Source organism: Enterobacter mori LMG 25706 (genome assembly GCF_000211415.1).
GTDB lineage: Bacteria > Pseudomonadota > Gammaproteobacteria > Enterobacterales > Enterobacteriaceae > Enterobacter > Enterobacter mori.
Map to the genome: position 1 here is coordinate 308,801 of NZ_GL890780.1, position 17,970 is coordinate 326,770.

Here is a 17,970-nt window from a genome sequence, read left to right on the forward strand (position 1 = left end):
CGAGATAGTGAAGAAAAGTGTCAGGCGGGAATTCGTGAAGATATGGATTATTTCGCTATGGCATAGCGTTCTGTGATGGACATTACAATTTCAACTAATGCTGAAATAGCACCGTTTTTTATTAATCACCTAATATTTAAGCAATAAAACTGTGATGCGCATCATTTATGAATTTTCAGTATGGATTTTTCATCTTATGCCATATGGATAATGGCAATTTTTAGCCAAAAAAACCTCCGCCCGGGGGCAGAGGTTCGTCATGCAGGCGGAATTAACGCGCCAGCCAGCCGCCGTCAACGGCCACGGTGTAGCCGTTGATATAGTCAGAAGCCGGGGATGCCAGGAACACAATCGGCCCCATCAGATCGCTCGGCAGACCCCAACGTCCCGCAGGGATACGCTCCAGGATTGCCGCGCTGCGCTCTTCATCCGCACGCAGCTGCTGGGTGTTATTGGTAGCCATGTAGCCTGGCGCACTCGCGTTAACATTGATGTTGTGCTGCGCCCACTCGTTGGCCAGCAGACGGGTAACGCCCATCACCGCACTTTTCGACGCGGTATAAGACGGCACGCGGATACCGCCCTGGAAGGAGAGCATAGAGGCAATGTTGATGATCTTGCCGCCTTTGCCCTGGGCGATAAAGTGCTTCGCCGCTGCCTGAGACATAAAGAACACGCTCTTAATGTTCAGGTTCATGACGTCGTCCCAGTCGCGCTCGCTGAAGTTGATCGCGTCTTCACGACGGATCAGACCCGCGTTGTTCACCAGGATATCGATATGACCGAATTCCGCCACCGCGCGATCCAGCAGTTCAGGGATCGCGTCGATTTTACGCAGGTCGGCGGTCAGGCTCAGGAATCGGCGGCCCAGCGCGGTGACGCGCTCGATGGTTTCGGTAGGCTCAACAATGTTGATACCGACAATGTCGCAGCCCGCTTCCGCCAGACCCAGCGCCATACCCTGACCCAGCCCGGTGTCACAACCGGAAACCACAGCCACTTTACCCTGCAGAGAAAATGCATCCAGAATCATGTTTGTTCCTTAATCGTTCAGCGCCTGTCACCAACAGGCAGGTTTATGCTTCACTGCCTGCGACTAGCGCAGATCCTTAACAGCGACATGGTCCATATCATCAAAGACCTGGTTTTCACCGACCATTCCCCAGATGAAGGTATAGGCTTTCGTTCCCACGCCTGAGTGAATGGACCAGCTTGGCGAAATTACCGCCTGCTCGTTGTGCATCACGATATGGCGGGTTTCCTGAGGTTGTCCCATCATGTGGAATACGCAGGCGTCTTCATCCATGTTGAAGTAGAAATAGACTTCCATGCGGCGCTCGTGGGTATGGCACGGCATGGTGTTCCACAGGTTGCCCGGCGCGAGCTCGGTCAGCCCCATGCTGAGCTGGCAGGTTTCCAGCACGTCCGGAACGAAGTATTTGTTGATGGTGCGGCGGTTGCTGGTGAGGTTATCGCCCCGCGTGACCGGCGCGACGTCCGCTGGCGTCACTTTTTTGGTTGGGTAGGTGGTATGCGCCGGGGCGCAGTTGTAGTAGAACTTCGCTGGCTTACCGCCGTCAATGCTGGCAAAGACCACCTCTTTCGCCCCTTTTCCGACGTACAGCGCGTCGCGATGGCCAATCTCATAGCACTGGCCGTCGACGGTAACGGTGCCCGGTCCGCCGATGTTGATCACGCCCAGTTCACGACGCTCAAGGAAATAGCTCACGCCCAGCTGTTTACCCACCTCTCCACCCACGGAGACGGTTTTCGCCACGGGCATAATCCCGCCCACAATGATGCGATCGATGTGGCTGTAGACCATGGCGTACTTGTCGGCTTCAAATACCTGTTCCACCAAAAACTCATTACGCAATCCCTGCGTATCCAGCGCCTTAGCATGCGCACTGTGGATGCTTTGTCTGATGTCCACGTTGACCTCCAGAAATGATCGTGCCCAAGGGCAAAGATGATTAACGAAACGACGTTCCGTTTTCTTGATGAGCACATAGTATCCGCTGAGATTTGGCTTTTCAATTGCATTTAAAACAACGTTTCACTTTTTCTGCATCTTAATACCGAAAATGATGTTTCGATCACGATAATGTCAGAACATCCTTATCTATCCCGATGATTCTTACGAATTGCGCCACCAGTCACACATAATGAAACATTGTTTTGATAATTTAACACCCAGTTTTTAACTCAACCTCATCCAAAGGAGTGCATTATGGCTAAAGGTATGCGGGTCAAGCTGAACTACGAGGTCAGCCGCGATCCGGATACAGGCGTGGAAGTCACCCGCCTGACCCCCCCGGAAGTCACCTGTCATCGCAACTACTTTTACCAGAAGTGCTTCTTCAACGACGGCAGCCATCTGCTGTTTGCAGGGGCGTTCGACGGTCACTGGAACTACTATCTGCTGGATCTGAAAAAGGCTGAAGCGGTGCAGCTGACAGAAGGCGCGGGGGATAACACGTTTGGTGGGTTCCTTTCGCCGGATGACAGCGCCTTCTACTATGTGAAGAACGATCGCACCCTGCTGGAAGTGGATTTGCAGACGCTGGAAGAACGCGAAGTGTATCGCGTTTCTGACGACTGGGTCGGTTACGGCACCTGGGTTGCCAACAGCGACTGCACCAAACTGGTGGGTATTGAGATCGCCAAAAGCGACTGGACGCCGCTGAACGACTGGAAGATTTTCCACGATTTCTTCCACAAGGGGCCGCACTGCCGCCTGCTGCGCGTGGATCTGAAAACGGGCGCAAGCGCCACTATCCATGAAGAGAAGAACTGGCTGGGCCATCCTATTTACCGTCCGTTCGACGACAACACGGTGGCCTTCTGCCACGAAGGCCCGCACGACCTGGTCGACGCGCGTATGTGGCTGGTTAACGAAGACGGCAGCAACGTGCGTAAGGTGAAAACACATGCAGAAGGCGAAAGCTGCACGCATGAATTCTGGGTGCCGAACGGATCTGCGCTGGTGTACGTCTCGTATCTGAAGGGTCAGCAGGGCCGCCCCATCTCCCGTTTTGACCCGGAAACCGGCGTTAACGAGGCAGTGATGCAGATGCCCGCCTGCTCGCATCTGATGAGTAATTTTGACGGCACGCTGCTGGTGGGCGACGGTTCAGGCACGCCGGTCGACGTCAAGGACACCGGGGGCTACACCATCGATAACGACCCGTACCTGTATGCCTTCGACGTCGCGAAAAAAGCTTATTTCCGCATCGCGCGTCACGACACCTCCTGGGCGACGGTGGCAAACAGCCGCCAGGTCACCCACCCGCATCCATCCTTTACTCCGGATGATAAAGCGGTGCTGTACAGTTCCGATAAAGACGGCAAACCAGCGCTCTATATCGCGAAACTCCCCGAGCAACCTGAAATGTTGCATGCCTGATTTGAGTTAGTGTTTCTGTAACTGGCCTTGCCCTCCGTTTCGGAGGGCTTTTTTTTGGTAGGTGGCTGCCAGACTGGAGGGAATGACCAGGCCGGGTAAGCGCTAGCGCCCCCCGGCAGTTTTTAGAGACTACGTTGGATTTTAGAAGGAATACGCCACGCCTAAACGGAAACGGGTCTGGCGCTCGTCAGTGTCTTTTACGCCCACGTTACCCACCTCAACATACGGCGCCCAGTTTTGATCCCATTTATAAGCCAGCTTGGCGTTATATTCGTTAGAATAATCTTTATTATTATTACGAATCATACCCTCGGTACTTTTCGCATAAACGTAATTCAGCTCGGTACGCCAGTCCCCCATGACCCAACCCACCCATGCATCGCCACGGTTAACTTTGTCATCATCTTTATTTGAGCTGGACGGATAACGGGTATATTCGTAACGGTAACGTGCCGCCACGTAAAAACCATTATCGAAGCTGTATTGCAGGTGCAGGTTCGGTTTATAAATGGTACGACTGTCATTACTCTCAATGGTAAATGCAGGCGTCAGCGCAATATTGTCGGTTGCTTTCCAGCGCCAGCTAATTTGGTCTTCATGACCGTTACCCACAACATCGGCAAACGGCTGGTCGGCCTTGTCGCCACCGGATTTCCATTTCGCTTCAACAGAGAAGCCGAAGCCGTTAGCAAAGCGATGCGAGACCGCAACGCGGTCTGCGTTCGCGCCGTTATCAATATATTCATGGCGCAGATCGACGGTAACCGCCTGTGCCGCAAAAGACGCACCAATAAGAGAGGCAAGGACCAGAGATTTATTAAACATGAAAAAATCCTCAAATAAAATAGCGTTTCGTTTTTATGGAACTGCAGTTTATTTTTTAATAAACGTTATTTTAGTGATCACGATCGTAATTATTTGTTTCATTTTTTTTGGCAAAGATGGACGTGATGTCAGTCAACAAAAGGGGATTATTAACCTTAAATTTCAGGGGAGAGATCACAGTAAGATGTTAGCGGGGATAATAATACAGTGCGTAATTATTCCACTCTGCATTGAGATTGAACTGACAATCGTAAAAACATCACGCTATGTGTAAAAAAACCTCCCGAGGGAGGTTTGATTTTTGAAAGGGAAGGATCACCGCTCAATCGCCAGCGCCACCCCTTGCCCACCGCCAATACAGAGCGTGGCAATGCCTTTACGGGCGTTACGCTTTTTCATTTCATGCACTAAGGAGACCAGTATACGGCAGCCGGACGCGCCGATAGGGTGCCCCAGCGCGATAGCGCCACCGTTGACGTTAACCCGCAGCGGATCCCACTCCAGCATTTTGCCCACCGAGATCGCCTGCGCGGCAAAGGCTTCGTTGACTTCAATCAGATCCACGTCGCTAAGCTGCCAGCCTGCACGCTCCAGACAGCGCCGTGTCGCATAGACAGGGGCGATCCCCATCAACGCCGGATCCACCCCCACGCTGGCAAAGGCTTTAATACGTGCGAGCACGGGAAGATCCAGCTCCTGCGCTTTGCTTTCGCTCATCATCATCACGGCCGCAGCGCCATCGTTAATGGAAGAGGCATTCCCTGCGGTTACCGACCCCAGCGTTTCAAAGGCCGGGTTAAGCTTCGCCAGCCCTTCTGCGCTGGCGTCGGTGCGCGGCTGCTCGTCGGTATCCACCATCACGGCTTCACCGTTCTGACGCAGGGTGCTGACCGGGACGATCTCATCGCGAAACCGTCCGGAATCAATTGCGGCGCGGGCTTTTTGCTGCGAACTCAGCGCGTAGGCGTCCTGAAGCTCGCGGCTGATGCCATATTCACGCGCCAGGTTTTCCGCCGTGACGCCCATATGATAATCGTTGAACGCATCCCACAGGCCGTCATGCACCAGGCTGTCGAGCAACTGGCTGTTTCCAAGCTGCGCGCCGGTACGGCTGTCGGTCAGAACGTGCGGCGCGCGACTCATGTTCTCCTGCCCACCGGCAATCACCACATCCGCCTCGCCGCACTGAATGGCCTGCGTGGCGAGATGCAGCGCTTTTAAACCGGAACCACAGACGTCGTTGATGGTAATGGCGGAAACCGTGTTGGGCAGCCCGCCTTTCAGCGCCGCCTGTCGGGCAGGGTTTTGCCCGGCTCCGGCGGTCAGCACCTGGCCGAGGATCACCTCATCGACTTCATGGGCGGCAATCCCGCTGCGTTCCACCAGCGCTTTCACCACCACGCTACCCAGATCGACAGCCGAGTGGCGCGCTAATGCCCCCTGAAAACAGCCGATAGCTGTACGCAACGCACCCACTATAACGACATCTTTCATCACGACCTCAGTGTTAAATGACCTGACGATAGTAGAGTATTGTTATCAACAATTATCGCGATTGTTTAAAATTAGTGAGTTAAATCACAAGGATCAGCGCGCGTCCTGCAAATACTGTCGCAGCCAGCTTCCGGCGACGCCAGGGGGAGATCGTTTGTTCCAGAGCAGATCGACACCAATCGCGCGTGGCCAGCCGGGGACATTCAGTTGCACCAGCGATTTCGCCGCCGCAAATTCATCGACCAGCGCACAGGGCAGTACACCCCACCCAAACCCCTCAACCGCCATACTCAAGAGTAACAGGTAATTCGGTGCTGACCAGACCGGCCCCCGGGCAAGGGTGGCTTCGCGTTCGAGATAGGTGCTCAGGCGTAACTCGCGCCAGCCCTGAAGCTCATCAGCCCTGGTTTCGTGTTGCCCGGCAAGCGGGTGTTCCGCGCTGACGTAAATCGCCATCCGGGTCTGCAGGGGAAGTCGGGTCACGCCGATATCGGTAGGATAACTGCCGCGCGCTTCCGTCAGGCCAATTTGCGCCCTCTCCTTCTGCAGCAGATCGATGACATCCTCTTCTTCGCCAATCAGACATTCGAATTCCGTATGTGGAAAACGCTGGTCGAACTGTTTCATCAGGTTTTCAAGCACGTCCGGGTTGAGCGTATCGGAGAGCACAAACGTCAGCCGCGCCTCGGTCTGCGCGGTTAATGACACCGCCAGTTCGTCCAGCCGCGCGCTGGCGGCCAGGATCGACTGCACATAGCCCAGCACCTGCTCGCCCTGGACGGTTAACACCGGCTGACGCGCCGAGCGGTCAAACAGATCAAACCCGAGATCGGCTTCCAGGTTGGCTATGGACGTGCTGATCGTGGACTGGCTTTTACGCAGGCGGCGGGCGGCGGCGGAAAAGGAACCTGCGGCAACGGTCTCGACAAACGCGGTGAGGGCTTCAGGGGAATAGCGCATGAACTATCTACTTTATCGATGGATACTATCTTTAATATATCAGCTTTAGCGATAAAAATAGGCCACATCGACGCCCATCCTGGCGAATTAATGAGGTCACTATGCAACATCAAGATGCACTCCACCGCAAACTGCCGGAGCGGATCTTCCATGCCGTCTGCTTTGAAGGGATTGCCACGGCGATCCTCGCCCCAACCGCAGCCTGGCTCATGCAGCGCTCCGTGGTGGAAATGGGTGGGTTAACCATTATCCTGGCGACCACGGCGATGCTGTGGAACATTATCTATAACTTTGGCTTTGACCGTTTCTGGCCCGTTCAGCGGGTCAAACGCACCGGCGAAAGTGCGCGCCCTGCACGCCCTGGGCTTCGAATGCGGGTTTATTGTGATTGGCGTGTCCATTGTCGCCGCCGTTCTCGGCGTGACGTTGCTTCAGGCATTCACGCTGGAAATAGGTTTCTTCCTGTTCTTCCTGCCGTACACCATGTTCTATAACTGGGCGTACGATACCCTGCGCGAAAAATTCCTTAAGCGTCGCCAGCAACGACGCGCCCTGGTTGGCTAAACCCCCTCTGGCCGGACGCCCGTTCCGGCCAAACTCCTTCGAAGCAACTGCGCTCTCCACGCATAATTATGGTAAATTGCACGCCTTTCTGATGGTTTGATAGTTGAAACGTTGCTCTAATGTCGAAAATTTGGTCAAAAGATGAGACTCTCTGGAGTTTCGCTCTCTATGGCACGGCCGTGGGCGCAGGAACGCTGTTCTTGCCCATTCAGCTGGGCTCCGCAGGCGCCATTGTCCTGTTTATTACCGCCCTCGTGGCCTACCCCTTAACCTACTGGCCGCACAGAGCGCTGGCGCAGTTTATTCTGTCGTCGAAGACAAAAGGTAATGAGGGGATCACCGGTGCCGTTTCCCACTACTACGGCAGAAAGATTGGGAATCTGATCACCACGCTCTATTTCATCGCCTTTTTTGTGGTGGTGCAGATTTATGCCGTGGCTATCACCAACTCGTTAACCGAGCAGCTGGCAAAACAGATGACCGTGGATACCGCCGTTCGCGTGCTGGTCAGTTTTGGCGTGGTGCTGGTACTGAATCTGATCTTCCTGATGGGACGGCACATCACCATCAAAGTGATGGGATTCCTGGTGTTTCCGCTGATTGCCTATTTTCTGTTTGTCTCGCTGTACCTGACGGGAAGCTGGCAGCCCTCGCTGCTCACCAGCCAGATGGCGTTCGATCGGCATACGTTGCATCAGGTGTGGATCTCGATCCCGGTGATGGTTTTCGCCTTTAGCCATACCCCGATTATCTCGACGTTCGCGGTTGACCGTCGTGAGAAGTTCGGTGATGAGGCCATGGGTAAATGCAAGAAAATCATGAAGGTGGCGTATCTGATTATCTGCCTGAGCGTGCTGTTTTTCGTGTTTAGCTGCCTGCTCTCTATCCCGCCGTCGTACATTGTGTCGGCGAAAGAGCAAGGGGTCACGATCCTGTCAGCGCTGTCGATGATGCCCTCTTCACCTGCATGGTTGGGCATTTCCGGGATTATTGTGGCCATTATCGCGATGTCGAAATCGTTCCTCGGCACCTATTTCGGGGTGATTGAAGGGGCGACGGAAATTGTCAAATCGTCGCTGAATCAGGTGGGGGTCAAAAAGAGCCGCGCCTTTAACCGCGCGATTTCAATTCTTGGCGTGTCGTTGATCACCTTCGCGGTCTGCTGCATCAATCCGAACGCCATTTCGATGATTTATGCCATTAGCGGCCCGCTTATCGCCATGATCCTGTTTATTATGCCGACGCTGTCGACGTACCTGATCCCGTCGTTGAAACAGTATCGCTCCATCGGCAACCTGCTGACGCTGATCGTCGGCGTGCTGTGCGTGTCGGTGATGTTTGTTGGCTAAGCCCGCGGTGCCCGGCACAATGCCGGGCACCTCTCTCACGCCCGAATATCGTCATATTCCCGCGTATTATCAAATTCATGTTTGGCAAACGGGCACAGCGGGATAATTTTACGGTTTTCACCACGCATCTTCTCCACCACTTTCGCCACCAGCTGCTTACCCACGCCCTGCCCTTTCAGGCTCTCGTCCACGTCGGTATGTTCAATAATGCTGAGGTGTTCACCGGTCGGAACAAAGACAATCTCCGCCACCTGGTTCCCGTCTGCATCATTCACGTAAAATTTGTTATGGCCTTCCAGAATATCCATGGTTCCTCGCTTATTTTTGGCGATACTTCAGCGCGCCGCTCGGGCAGGTATCAATCACGCGTATGACGGTCTCAACGTCCACCTCATCCGGCACGATCCACGGTTTACGTTTCAGGTTGAACAGCTTCGCGCTGCCGCGCACGCAGTTTCCTGAATGTTTGCAGATCCCGGTATTGAAGTAGACGTCGATCTTCTCACCGGTGTAGGCCCGGTATCCCGCTTCCAGTAGCTCTTTATCCACGACATAGCCTCTGTTGTTATTATGTTGGTGAATGGGTTATAGCACAGGAAAGCGGGAGGCGGTTAGCGTCGGTAAGCGAGCGAGCGTACCAGTCTGTCGCCGAGTTTCTGGATAGTCTGCACCAGCAGCAGTAATACGATGACCGTGCCGGCAATCAGGGTATTATCGAAGCGTTGATAGCCATAGCGAATGGCCAGGCCTCCCAGCCCGCCGCCGCCGACGACGCCCGCCATGGCGGAAAAGCCGATCAACATCACAATGGTCAGCGTAATTCCCGCCACCAGCGCGGGCAGCGCTTCGGGCAAGAGCACCCGGCTGACAATATGCCAGTGGCTGCCCCCCATCGACTCCACCGCTTCAATGCGCCCCCTATCCACCTCATCCAGCGCGCTTTCAACAATGCGTGCGAAAAAGGGAAAGGCACCAAGCGTAATGGGTACCACGGCGGCGGTGCTGCCAAGCGTGGTGCCGACAATCCACCGGGTGACCGGGATAAGGGCAATGAGCAAAATAACAAAGGGCAAGGCTCGCCCAATATTGACGAGGCTATTGAGCACGACAGCCACCGCCCGATTGGGTAACACACCGTCTTTACGCGTGATAAACAGCAGCACGCCAACGGGTAATCCAATGGCTACCGTAAAGAGCGTCGCCAGCGCCACCATGTAGAGGGTTTCCAGGGTGGCGTTAATCATTAAGTCCTGAAAGCGATCCCAGTTCACGCTACGCATCTCGCCCCCGTCTCTGACTCATATTTTGCCAGGAAAACACGATCGGTTTCGCCATCCTGCAGCAGCATTTGACGCAGCCGCCCTTCCCGACGCGACATAATTTGCGAAAGCGACCCGCTCTCAATGAGCGCCCCCTGCTCCAGCAGGGCCGCTGCATGGCAGATCTGCTTCACGACCGTCATTTCGTGGGTGATCAGCACAATGGTGATATTGAGCTGCTGTTGAATATCAGCCAGCAGATCGAGAATAGCGCGAGTCGTTTCCGGGTCGAGCGCGCTGGTCGCTTCATCGCACAGCAGGTAGCGAGGCTGTACCGCCAGCGCACGGGCAATGCCCACCCGCTGCTTCTGACCACCTGAGAGCTGCGAGGGCCACGCGTGACCAAAATTCCCCAGCCCCACCAGTTCGAGCAGGGCGGCAACCCGCTGCTGGCGCAACGGGCGCGGGACACCGGCAATCTCCAGCGGCAGATCGATATTGTCGTTGACGGTACGCGAGTGCAGCAGATTGAAGTGCTGGAAGATCATGCCCATCTGCTGACGCTGCTGGCGAAGCTGCGCCACGCCCAGCGTGGCGATATCCTGGCCGTCGATGAGTACGCGACCCGACGTCGGCTTTTCAAGGCGATTCAGACAGCGCAGCAGGGTGCTTTTTCCCGCCCCGCTGCGCCCGAGAATGCCAAAGATCGTTCCTTCTTCTATCGACAGCGAAATGTCCGTCAAGGCCGGCGCGGTTGCGCCGGGATACTGTTTACTGATGTGCTCGAGTTTAATCATGCTGTGGCGCCGTAACGGGGATCACCGAGCCGTTGTATTTCTCGCGGATAAAGGCTGCCACCTTCGGGGAGGTTAAGTCTTTCGCGAGTTCGGCAATACGCGGATCTTTCAGCAATTCAGGCGTGGTGACCAGCAGGTTGGCATAAGGGTTGTTGCTGGCGGATTCCAGCCCTAAAGCATCTTTCGCCGGAACCAGCCCCGCCTCCAGGGCATAGTTGCCGTTGATCACCGCAGCGTCCACATCGTCTAACGCACGCGGGATTTGCGGCGATTCAATCTCCACGATCTTGATTTTCTTCGGGTTGCCGCTGATGTCAGCAGGCGTGACCAGCGTAGAGGCCGCGTCGCCGCTGGCCTTCAGTTTCAGCACGCCTTTGCTCTGCAACAGCCACAATGAACGGCTGAGGTTAGTGGCGTTATTCGGCACGGCAATGCTTGCCCCTTCCGGTAATTCATCCAGTGATTTCACCTTACGGGAATAGATACCCAGGGGTTCAATATGAACTTCAGCAGCCACGCTGAAGGTTTTTCCCAGCGCCTTCTCCTGATCTTTCAGGTACGGCAGATGCTGGAAATAGTTGGCATCCACCTCTCCGGAAGCCAATAACTCATTCGGGTTTATCCCGCCGCTGCTCATCTCGATAATTTTTAGATCGAGTTTAGGATCGATTTTTTTCACATACTCCAGGATTTCCGCATGGGGAATAGGATCGGCGGCGATACGTAACGGTGCGGCGTGGAGCGTTTGTGAAACCAGTAAAGCGAGCCCAGCCAGCGTAAAGAATGCAGATTTCATCATCGTCTTATCCCTTATTGTTTATTAAAACTGTGGTTCGCTGTTGAGGTGATCCGCGTAAAAACGGTTTGCCACATCAGGATGAGAACGCAGTCGGCCTTTCAAATAATTCCAGCCCACTTCGCGTAACAGGGGATTGAGCGGATCGCTGGTTGGTCCGTGTGCCAACCGCGCGAGGGAGTCGGGCAGTTGAAAGACCGGCACGACCGCATTCAACTGTGCGCCGAGGAAGAAAGCGTATGACAGGCGCTCCCGGCCAGCCTGCGGGGAGACGACGCGGTGTACGGTAGCGCGCAGATAGCCATTGGTTGCCAGTTCGAGCAGTTCGCCGATGTTTACCACAAATGCGCCAGGCAGCGGCACCGCGTCCACCCATTCATTCGGCAAGACCTTAACCTGCAAACCGCCCTGCTCGTCCTGCAATAACAACGTCAGGAAACCCGAATCCTTATGCGCGCCAACGCCCTGGCGGGATTCATTTTCACTGCGCCCCGGATAGCGGATCAGCTTGATATGCTCGTTGGGATATTCGCCGTAAAGGTCATCGAAGGCGTTTCTCGGCAGGGACAGCGCTTCGGCAAAAGCCCGCAGAAGTTCAAGCGCCACGTCGGTCATTTTCTGCTGCCAGAGAGTGATCACATCACGCATTTCCGGCAGCGCTTCGGGCCACTGATTGGGTCCCTGCATGCGTTGCCATACCGGGCCAGTGCTGCTTTCGATGGCAGAGCGTTCAGCGCCAATATCAAATTGCTCGCGGTAGTCCGGCTGGCTGCGGGTAATTTCCGAACCCGCGCGGTTATAGCCGCGAAAATGCGGTGAATTGGCCATCCTGACCTTCAGCTTCTCCTGCTCCGGGAGGGCAAAAAACTCACGCGAGACGCGCTGTACGTCGTCCAGCAACGCCTGAGAAATACCGTGCCCGGTAAGATAAAAGAAACCCACATCGCGGGCCGCTTTCCCCAGGTCTTCAAGAAAGGCTTTACGCTGTTGAGGATCGCCCTGCAACCGGGAGAGTTCAATAACAGGTAAGGAGAGATTTTGCGCTGTGCTCATCGTTTTTTTCCAGCTTATGACAATGCGCTCACCTTGCCATTTCGCCACATAGTGCACTACGAAGTTTTCTGTCTATCGATATCAAAAAGCCAGCAATGGGCTTGCAAGAATAAGGGTTAAAATTTATTTCAGCGGAGATTTCGCCAATAACACTTTTATTTATAAATAACGCCTACACCCACCCCCAAATAATTACCACCTTATATTTTTCACCTTGAGAACATTCTCATTGCACACTTTGCCGCTTCATTCTCTTTCGCGCAATTTGTAAACTCATGTAATTCATTTTCGCGACGGGCTTAGGGTAAAAACACCTTGCACCAGGCGGCAATTCCGATGAATCGAACCAGTAAGCAACGGATATCGTAACCATTTATAGGCACAGACCTGTAAAATAACGAAGCGGTATATTTCGCAGCGGCCACCCCCCCGTCCCAAAATAAAGCGCAACTGTAATTTGACTCTTCCAGCATAACGACTAATGTTAATTCCTGAACGACAAATGACACGAATTAAAAAATCGTATCTCCTGACATAAACGCAACAAGAGGGTTGATATATGGCAGAACATCGTGGTGGTTCCGGTAATTTCGCTGAAGACCGTGATAAAGCATCAGAAGCTGGACGTAAAGGCGGCCAGCACAGCGGTGGTAATTTCAAAAACGATCCGCAACGCGCGTCTGAAGCAGGTAAGAAAGGGGGACAGAACAGTCACGGCGGAGGCCGTAAATCTGATAACTCCTGATCTTATTTAAGTCTCTTATAAATAAACCAGAGAGCATGCTGCGGGCCTGCAGGCTCGCAGTACCCTTTACTTATTTAACCGGAGCGTAAATATGAACATGAAAAGTATCGAAGACGTTTTTATTCATCTTCTGTCCGATACCTACAGCGCAGAGAAACAGCTCACCCGGGCACTCGGTAAGCTTGCCCGCGCTGCTTCCAGTGAGAAACTGAGCGCCGCGTTTACGGCTCACCTTGAGGAAACGCAGGGACAGATTGAGCGTATTGACCAGATTGTCGAGCAGGAATCTGGCATTAAGCTGAAGCGAATGAAGTGCGTTGCGATGGAAGGCCTCATTGAAGAGGCCAATGAAGTCATTGAGAGCACTGAGAAAGACAACGTACGTGATGCCGCATTGATTGCCGCAGCGCAAAAAGTCGAACACTACGAAATTGCCAGTTACGGTACCCTTGCCACATTAGCTGAGCAACTTGGCTATAAAAAAGCCGTTAAACTTCTTGCCGAAACGCTTGAAGAAGAGAAAGAAACCGATCTCAAACTTACCGATCTGGCCGTAGGGAATATTAACCAAAAAGCGCAAAAATAACGCTTTAACACAGGTTAAATAAAATGAGCACCAGTCCCAGGACAATTAAACGGTGCCATTTAGCGGCAGCTATAATATGGCTCATTCTCGCCATACCCTCCATTATCTGGTGGAAGAATAGCGTGCTCTGGGTCATTATCATCAGTATTTACGCAAATATAGTCGGCCACTTATCTGGCTATACTGCCGCGCGTGCCGACCAGGCTGCCGAAAGTGAGACCAAATAACCAGGCCAATGCAGAGGAAATAATGATGAATCACGTAGAACACTATCATGACTGGCTACGCGATGCCCATGCGATGGAAAAGCAAGCCGAATCGATGCTGGAATCCATGGCCAGCCGTATTGAAAATTATCCCGATTTACGTGCTCGTATCGAACAACATATTAATGAGACAAAACGCCAAATTACATTGCTGGAAGAAATACTCGACCGCAATGATATTTCACGTTCGGTTTTAAAAGATTCAATGAGCAAAATGGCGGCCCTGGGACAGTCTATTGGCGGCATGTTCCCCTCTGATGAGATCGTAAAAGGCTCAATCAGCGGCTACGTTTTCGAGCAGTTTGAAATTGCCTGTTATACCTCCCTGCTGGCAGCCGCCAAAAAAGCGGGTGATACCGCCTCGATACCCGCCATTGAGACCATCCTGGCGGAAGAGCGCGAAATGGCCGACTGGCTGATTCGCCATATTCCGCAAACGACGGAACAGTTCCTGCTGCGCTCGGACGCGGACGGCGTTGAAGCGAAAAAATAACTGGAGAGGGAGAGTTTATGTTCCGACACGTAAAACAGCTGCAGTATACGGTTCGCGTGGCCGAACCCAACCCGGGCCTGGCCAATCTGTTACTGGAACAGTTTGGCGGGCCGCAGGGCGAACTTGCCGCCGCCTGTCGTTACTTCACTCAGGGACTGAGCGATGACGATCCTGGCCGCAAAGATATGCTGATGGATATCGCGACCGAGGAGCTGAGCCACCTCGAAATTATCGGCACCCTGGTCGGTATGCTTAACAAAGGGGCCAAAGGTGAACTGGCGGAAGGTGTTGAAAGTGAAGCGGAACTGTATCGGTCAATGACCGAAAACGGCAACGACAGCCACATCACGTCGCTGCTATACGGCGGTGGTACGCCGCTGACCAACTCGGCGGGCGTGCCGTGGACTGCAGCCTACATTGACACCATCGGCGAACCTACCGCCGACCTGCGCTCAAACGTGGCGGCGGAAGCCAGAGCCAAGATCATTTATGAACGACTGATCAACGTGACGGACGATCCGGGGGTTAAGGATGCGCTGGCGTTTCTGATGACGCGTGAGGCGGCGCATCAGCTCTCCTTTGAAAAGGCGCTGCAGTCCATCCGCAATAACTTTCCGCCCGGAAAATTGCCGCCAATCGAGGAGTACACCAACAAGTACTACAATATGTCTGAAGGTGGAGAAGTTCGCGGAAGCTGGAACAGCGATAAGCATTTCGACTACGTGGAATCTCCCCAGCCAGCGGTTGACGGAGGAGACGGCAGTGCAAGCGTAACGCTTACGACCGAGCAGGCCACGCTGGTCAAAGCTATGTCTGCACGCACGAAGTCCGATCCAAACGCCGACCCGCTAACCGGCGCCGAGCTTGGCGCAGGGAAGAAAAAACCGTAATCGGTTTTGCCAGGTAGCACGCTGCCTGGCAATTCTCGTTAGCCCTCCGTTCCAGAGGTACGGCCCATGTTCGAACTCGATGCGTTTCATCTGGCCAGAATACAATTCGCCTTTACCGTCTCGTTTCACATCCTTTTTCCCGCCATCACCATCGGGCTTGCCAGCTATCTGGTAGTGCTTGAAGGCATGTGGCTGCGCACCAAAAACGACGTCTGGCGTTCGCTGTACCATTTTTGGCTAAAGATTTTTGCCGTCAACTTTGGCATGGGCGTGGTGTCCGGGCTGGTGATGGCTTACCAGTTCGGGACTAACTGGAGCGGCTTTTCCCAGTTCGCAGGCAGTATCACCGGCCCGCTACTCACCTATGAGGTGCTCACCGCCTTCTTCCTTGAAGCCGGTTTTTTGGGCGTGATGCTGTTCGGCTGGAACAAGGTCGGCCCTGGCCTGCACTTCTTCGCGACCTGCATGGTGGCGCTGGGCACGTTAATGTCCACCTTCTGGATCCTCGCCTCCAACAGCTGGATGCACACTCCGCAGGGCTTCAGTATTCAGAACGGCCAGGTGATCCCTGAGGACTGGCTGGCAATTATCTTTAACCCCTCCTTCCCGTATCGGCTGATCCACATGTCTATCGCCGCCTTTCTGAGCAGCGCGCTGTTTGTGGGCGCATCGGGCGCGTGGCACCTGCTGCGCGGCAACGACACGCCCGCCGTGCGCAAAATGTTCTCAATGGCGATGTGGATGGCGCTGCTGGTCGCCCCCATCCAGGCGGTGGTCGGCGATATGCACGGCCTGAACACGCTAGAGCACCAGCCCGCCAAGATTGCCGCCATCGAAGGACACTGGGAGAACCCGCCGGGCGAAGCCACGCCGCTGCTGTTGTTTGGCGTACCTGATATGGACGAGGAACGTACCAAATACGGGCTGGAGATCCCCGCGCTCGGCAGCCTGATCCTGACCCACAGCCTGGATAAACAGGTTCCCGCCCTGAAGGACTTCCCGAAAGAAGATCGCCCGAACTCCCTGATTGTCTTCTGGTCGTTCCGCGTTATGGTCGGGATGGGGCTGCTGATGATTGCGCTCGGCGCGCTCAGCGTCTGGCTGCGCTATCGGCACCGGCTATACCACTCGCGTCCGTTCCACTGGTTTGCCCTCTGCATGGGGCCCGCCGGGCTGCTCGCACTGCTGGCCGGCTGGGTGACCACCGAAGTGGGCCGCCAGCCGTGGGTAGTCTACGGCTACCTGCGCACCATCGACGCCGTATCGCTGCACAGCACGCTGCAGATGAGCATCAGCCTGCTGGCCTTTATCGTGGTCTACTGTTCGGTATTTGGCGTGGGCTATGTCTATCTTGTTCGGCTAATTAAGAAAGGGCCGCAGCCTGTTGGCACGCTAACCTCTAACACCTCGGGCACCCCTGCCCGGCCGCTGTCTGCCGCTGAATCGGTTCCCGAAGAGGAGAGAAGCTGATGGGCGTTGATATCTCGGTTATCTGGTTTGCAATCATCGTCTTCGCCACGCTGATGTACATCATCATGGACGGCTTCGATCTCGGAATTGGGATGCTCTTCACCTTTGTAGGTGATGCCAAAGAGCGCGACGTGATGGTAAACAGCGTGGCCCCGGTCTGGGACGGAAATGAAACCTGGCTGGTGCTGGGTGGTGCGGGGCTGTTTGGTGCGTTTCCGCTGGCCTATGCGGTGATCATTGATGCGCTGACCATTCCGCTTACCGCCATGCTGATTGGCCTGATCTTTCGCGGAGTGGCGTTCGAATTTCGCTTCAAGGCGACGCCGTCGCACCGCAAATTCTGGGACTACTCCTTTGCGGGCGGATCCTTGCTCGCCACGTTCAGTCAGGGGATCGTCGTCGGGGCGATGATCAACGGCTTCGATGTGGAAGGACGACGCTTTGTCGGCTCATCGCTGGACTGGCTGACGCCGTTCAACCTGTTCTGCGGGCCGGGGCTGATCGTCGCTTATACCCTGCTGGCGACGACCTGGCTCATCATGAAAAGCGAGGGCGCGCTGCAAACCCGCATGCGCGAGTTGACCCGCCACGTGCTGCTGGCGCTGGTTGGGGTTATCGCGGTGGTCAGCATCTGGACGCCCCTTGGCTGGCAGTACGTGGCCGACCGCTGGTTCACTCTGCCGAATTTCTTCTGGTTCCTGCCGGTCCCCCTTCTGGTGGCGGTGTTTAGCCTGTGGATCTGGCGACTAACCCGCAATCCGAACAGCCATGCCCGCCCGTTCCTGCTGACGCTCGGGTTGATCTTTCTCGGCTTTAGCGGGCTGGGCATCAGCCTGTGGCCGCATATCATTCCGCCGCGTATTACCCTGTGGGAGGCCGCCGCGCCGCCTGCCAGCCAGCTGTTTATGCTGGTTGGGACGCTGCTGATTATTCCGGTGATTCTGGTGTACACCGCCTGGAGCTACTACGTCTTCCGGGGCAAAGTGTCTGATACGGAAGGCTATCACTGAGGTGCGC

The 17,970-nt window shown here is 54.7% G+C and carries 20 protein-coding genes and 1 pseudogene; 10 read left to right on the plus strand and 11 right to left on the minus strand.

Annotated features, from left to right (window positions below):
- Positions 1-271: 271 nt before the first annotated feature.
- Both kduD and kduI read right to left on the minus strand, forming a co-directional pair.
- On the minus strand, positions 272-1,033 hold the full coding sequence (gene kduD / locus ENTMO_RS0119620; RefSeq protein ID WP_010435191.1) for a 2-dehydro-3-deoxy-D-gluconate 5-dehydrogenase KduD: 762 nt from the start codon (positions 1,031-1,033) through the stop codon (positions 272-274).
- Between the two features lie 63 nt (positions 1,034-1,096).
- The gene (kduI, locus tag ENTMO_RS0119625; protein WP_010435192.1) at positions 1,097-1,933 is read right to left on the minus strand and encodes a 5-dehydro-4-deoxy-D-glucuronate isomerase; all 837 of its coding nucleotides are present in this window, start codon (positions 1,931-1,933) and stop codon (positions 1,097-1,099) included.
- A 297-nt stretch (positions 1,934-2,230) separates the two neighbouring features.
- On the opposite strand from kduI, the gene ENTMO_RS0119630 reads away from it, so the two are divergent.
- Positions 2,231-3,406 (plus strand): oligogalacturonate lyase family protein, encoded by a 1,176-nt coding sequence (locus tag ENTMO_RS0119630; RefSeq protein WP_010435195.1) that lies wholly within the window; start codon positions 2,231-2,233, stop codon positions 3,404-3,406.
- 141 nt (positions 3,407-3,547) lie between these two features.
- Here ENTMO_RS0119630 and ENTMO_RS0119635 read toward each other — a convergent pair whose 3' ends face one another.
- The 3 genes from ENTMO_RS0119635 to ENTMO_RS0119650 all read right to left on the minus strand — a co-directional run bounded on the left by ENTMO_RS0119635 (position 3,548) and on the right by ENTMO_RS0119650 (position 6,685).
- A complete protein-coding gene (locus ENTMO_RS0119635; RefSeq protein WP_010435198.1) occupies positions 3,548-4,231 on the minus strand; it encodes an oligogalacturonate-specific porin KdgM family protein in 684 nt (227 codons plus the stop codon).
- A 315-nt stretch (positions 4,232-4,546) separates the two neighbouring features.
- A complete protein-coding gene (locus tag ENTMO_RS0119645; RefSeq protein ID WP_010435204.1) occupies positions 4,547-5,725 on the minus strand; it encodes an acetyl-CoA C-acetyltransferase in 1,179 nt (392 codons plus the stop codon).
- A 93-nt stretch (positions 5,726-5,818) separates the two neighbouring features.
- Complete coding sequence (locus tag ENTMO_RS0119650; protein ID WP_010435206.1) at positions 5,819-6,685, minus strand: LysR family transcriptional regulator; 867 nt, start codon at positions 6,683-6,685, stop codon at positions 5,819-5,821.
- A gap of 101 nt (positions 6,686-6,786) precedes the next feature.
- Here ENTMO_RS0119650 and ENTMO_RS24355 point away from each other — a divergent pair.
- Together ENTMO_RS24355 and ENTMO_RS0119660 are read left to right on the plus strand one after the other, a co-directional pair.
- Positions 6,787-7,249, plus strand: a pseudogene (locus ENTMO_RS24355) (multidrug/biocide efflux PACE transporter).
- Between the two features lie 119 nt (positions 7,250-7,368).
- Positions 7,369-8,598, plus strand: coding sequence for an amino acid permease (locus ENTMO_RS0119660; RefSeq protein ID WP_010435209.1), 1,230 nt, complete (start codon positions 7,369-7,371; stop codon positions 8,596-8,598).
- A 35-nt stretch (positions 8,599-8,633) separates the two neighbouring features.
- On the opposite strand, the gene ENTMO_RS0119665 is transcribed toward ENTMO_RS0119660, so the two are convergent.
- From ENTMO_RS0119665 to ENTMO_RS0119690, 6 genes are all read right to left on the minus strand, one after another.
- Positions 8,634-8,906 carry a GNAT family N-acetyltransferase gene (locus ENTMO_RS0119665; protein WP_010435212.1) on the minus strand — a complete coding sequence of 91 codons (273 nt, stop codon included), beginning with the start codon at positions 8,904-8,906 and terminating at the stop codon, positions 8,634-8,636.
- Positions 8,907-8,916: 10 nt separating this feature from the next.
- Positions 8,917-9,147 (minus strand): 4Fe-4S mono-cluster protein YjdI, encoded by a 231-nt coding sequence (gene yjdI, locus ENTMO_RS0119670; RefSeq protein ID WP_010435213.1) that lies wholly within the window; start codon positions 9,145-9,147, stop codon positions 8,917-8,919.
- A 62-nt stretch (positions 9,148-9,209) separates the two neighbouring features.
- A complete protein-coding gene (locus ENTMO_RS0119675) occupies positions 9,210-9,878 on the minus strand; it encodes a methionine ABC transporter permease (protein WP_010435217.1) in 669 nt (222 codons plus the stop codon).
- A complete protein-coding gene (locus tag ENTMO_RS24360; protein ID WP_010435220.1) occupies positions 9,866-10,654 on the minus strand; it encodes a methionine ABC transporter ATP-binding protein in 789 nt (262 codons plus the stop codon). The genes ENTMO_RS0119675 and ENTMO_RS24360 overlap by 13 nt, the downstream gene beginning before the upstream one ends.
- Positions 10,647-11,450 (minus strand): MetQ/NlpA family ABC transporter substrate-binding protein, encoded by an 804-nt coding sequence (locus ENTMO_RS0119685; RefSeq protein WP_010435222.1) that lies wholly within the window; start codon positions 11,448-11,450, stop codon positions 10,647-10,649. Before ENTMO_RS0119685 ends, ENTMO_RS24360 begins: the two co-directional genes overlap by 8 nt.
- Positions 11,451-11,474: 24 nt before the next feature.
- On the minus strand, positions 11,475-12,503 hold the full coding sequence (locus tag ENTMO_RS0119690) for an isopenicillin N synthase family dioxygenase (RefSeq protein ID WP_010435226.1): 1,029 nt from the start codon (positions 12,501-12,503) through the stop codon (positions 11,475-11,477).
- Positions 12,504-13,062: 559 nt separating this feature from the next.
- Here ENTMO_RS0119690 and ENTMO_RS0119695 point away from each other — a divergent pair.
- The 7 genes from ENTMO_RS0119695 (at position 13,063) to cydB (ending at position 17,963) form a co-directional block, all read left to right on the plus strand.
- A complete protein-coding gene (locus ENTMO_RS0119695; RefSeq protein WP_004136767.1) occupies positions 13,063-13,248 on the plus strand; it encodes a con-10 family general stress protein in 186 nt (61 codons plus the stop codon).
- Between the two features lie 91 nt (positions 13,249-13,339).
- Complete coding sequence (locus tag ENTMO_RS0119700; RefSeq protein ID WP_010435236.1) at positions 13,340-13,834, plus strand: YciE/YciF ferroxidase family protein; 495 nt, start codon at positions 13,340-13,342, stop codon at positions 13,832-13,834.
- 23 nt (positions 13,835-13,857) lie between these two features.
- Positions 13,858-14,061 (plus strand): hypothetical protein, encoded by a 204-nt coding sequence (locus ENTMO_RS0119705; RefSeq protein ID WP_010435237.1) that lies wholly within the window; start codon positions 13,858-13,860, stop codon positions 14,059-14,061.
- Between the two features lie 25 nt (positions 14,062-14,086).
- Entirely contained in the window at positions 14,087-14,593 is a 507-nt protein-coding gene (locus tag ENTMO_RS0119710) for a ferritin-like domain-containing protein (protein WP_010435238.1), read from the plus strand.
- Between the two features lie 17 nt (positions 14,594-14,610).
- Positions 14,611-15,483, plus strand: a complete 873-nt coding sequence (locus ENTMO_RS0119715; protein ID WP_010435239.1) for a manganese catalase family protein — start codon at positions 14,611-14,613, stop codon at positions 15,481-15,483.
- A 66-nt stretch (positions 15,484-15,549) separates the two neighbouring features.
- On the plus strand, positions 15,550-16,953 hold the full coding sequence (locus ENTMO_RS0119720; RefSeq protein ID WP_010435240.1) for a cytochrome ubiquinol oxidase subunit I: 1,404 nt from the start codon (positions 15,550-15,552) through the stop codon (positions 16,951-16,953).
- Complete coding sequence (gene cydB / locus ENTMO_RS0119725; RefSeq protein ID WP_010435241.1) at positions 16,953-17,963, plus strand: cytochrome d ubiquinol oxidase subunit II; 1,011 nt, start codon at positions 16,953-16,955, stop codon at positions 17,961-17,963. The genes ENTMO_RS0119720 and cydB overlap by 1 nt, the downstream gene beginning before the upstream one ends.
- The last annotated feature ends 7 nt before the right edge of the window (positions 17,964-17,970 follow it).

Excerpts from the sequence above, each read along its gene's own strand:
- ENTMO_RS0119645 (WP_010435204.1), bottom strand. The coding sequence starts at position 5,725 with ATGAAAGATGTCGTTATAGTGGGTGCGTTGCGTACAGCTATCGGCTGT.
- ENTMO_RS0119685 (WP_010435222.1), bottom strand. The coding sequence starts at position 11,450 with ATGAAATCTGCATTCTTTACGCTGGCTGGGCTCGCTTTACTGGTTTCA.
- cydB (WP_010435241.1), top strand. The coding sequence starts at position 16,953 with ATGGGCGTTGATATCTCGGTTATCTGGTTTGCAATCATCGTCTTCGCC.
- ENTMO_RS0119715 (WP_010435239.1), top strand. The coding sequence starts at position 14,611 with ATGTTCCGACACGTAAAACAGCTGCAGTATACGGTTCGCGTGGCCGAA.
- ENTMO_RS0119695 (WP_004136767.1), top strand. The coding sequence starts at position 13,063 with ATGGCAGAACATCGTGGTGGTTCCGGTAATTTCGCTGAAGACCGTGAT.
- ENTMO_RS0119650 (WP_010435206.1), bottom strand. The coding sequence starts at position 6,685 with ATGCGCTATTCCCCTGAAGCCCTCACCGCGTTTGTCGAGACCGTTGCC.
- ENTMO_RS0119630 (WP_010435195.1), top strand. The coding sequence starts at position 2,231 with ATGGCTAAAGGTATGCGGGTCAAGCTGAACTACGAGGTCAGCCGCGAT.
- ENTMO_RS0119710 (WP_010435238.1), top strand. The coding sequence starts at position 14,087 with ATGAATCACGTAGAACACTATCATGACTGGCTACGCGATGCCCATGCG.
- ENTMO_RS0119675 (WP_010435217.1), bottom strand. The coding sequence starts at position 9,878 with ATGCGTAGCGTGAACTGGGATCGCTTTCAGGACTTAATGATTAACGCC.
- ENTMO_RS0119700 (WP_010435236.1), top strand. The coding sequence starts at position 13,340 with ATGAACATGAAAAGTATCGAAGACGTTTTTATTCATCTTCTGTCCGAT.
- ENTMO_RS0119705 (WP_010435237.1), top strand. The coding sequence starts at position 13,858 with ATGAGCACCAGTCCCAGGACAATTAAACGGTGCCATTTAGCGGCAGCT.
- ENTMO_RS0119665 (WP_010435212.1), bottom strand. The coding sequence starts at position 8,906 with ATGGATATTCTGGAAGGCCATAACAAATTTTACGTGAATGATGCAGAC.
- ENTMO_RS24360 (WP_010435220.1), bottom strand. The coding sequence starts at position 10,654 with ATGATTAAACTCGAGCACATCAGTAAACAGTATCCCGGCGCAACCGCG.
- ENTMO_RS0119635 (WP_010435198.1), bottom strand. The coding sequence starts at position 4,231 with ATGTTTAATAAATCTCTGGTCCTTGCCTCTCTTATTGGTGCGTCTTTT.
- ENTMO_RS0119660 (WP_010435209.1), top strand. The coding sequence starts at position 7,369 with ATGTCGAAAATTTGGTCAAAAGATGAGACTCTCTGGAGTTTCGCTCTC.
- ENTMO_RS0119720 (WP_010435240.1), top strand. The coding sequence starts at position 15,550 with ATGTTCGAACTCGATGCGTTTCATCTGGCCAGAATACAATTCGCCTTT.
- ENTMO_RS0119690 (WP_010435226.1), bottom strand. The coding sequence starts at position 12,503 with ATGAGCACAGCGCAAAATCTCTCCTTACCTGTTATTGAACTCTCCCGG.
- kduD (WP_010435191.1), bottom strand. The coding sequence starts at position 1,033 with ATGATTCTGGATGCATTTTCTCTGCAGGGTAAAGTGGCTGTGGTTTCC.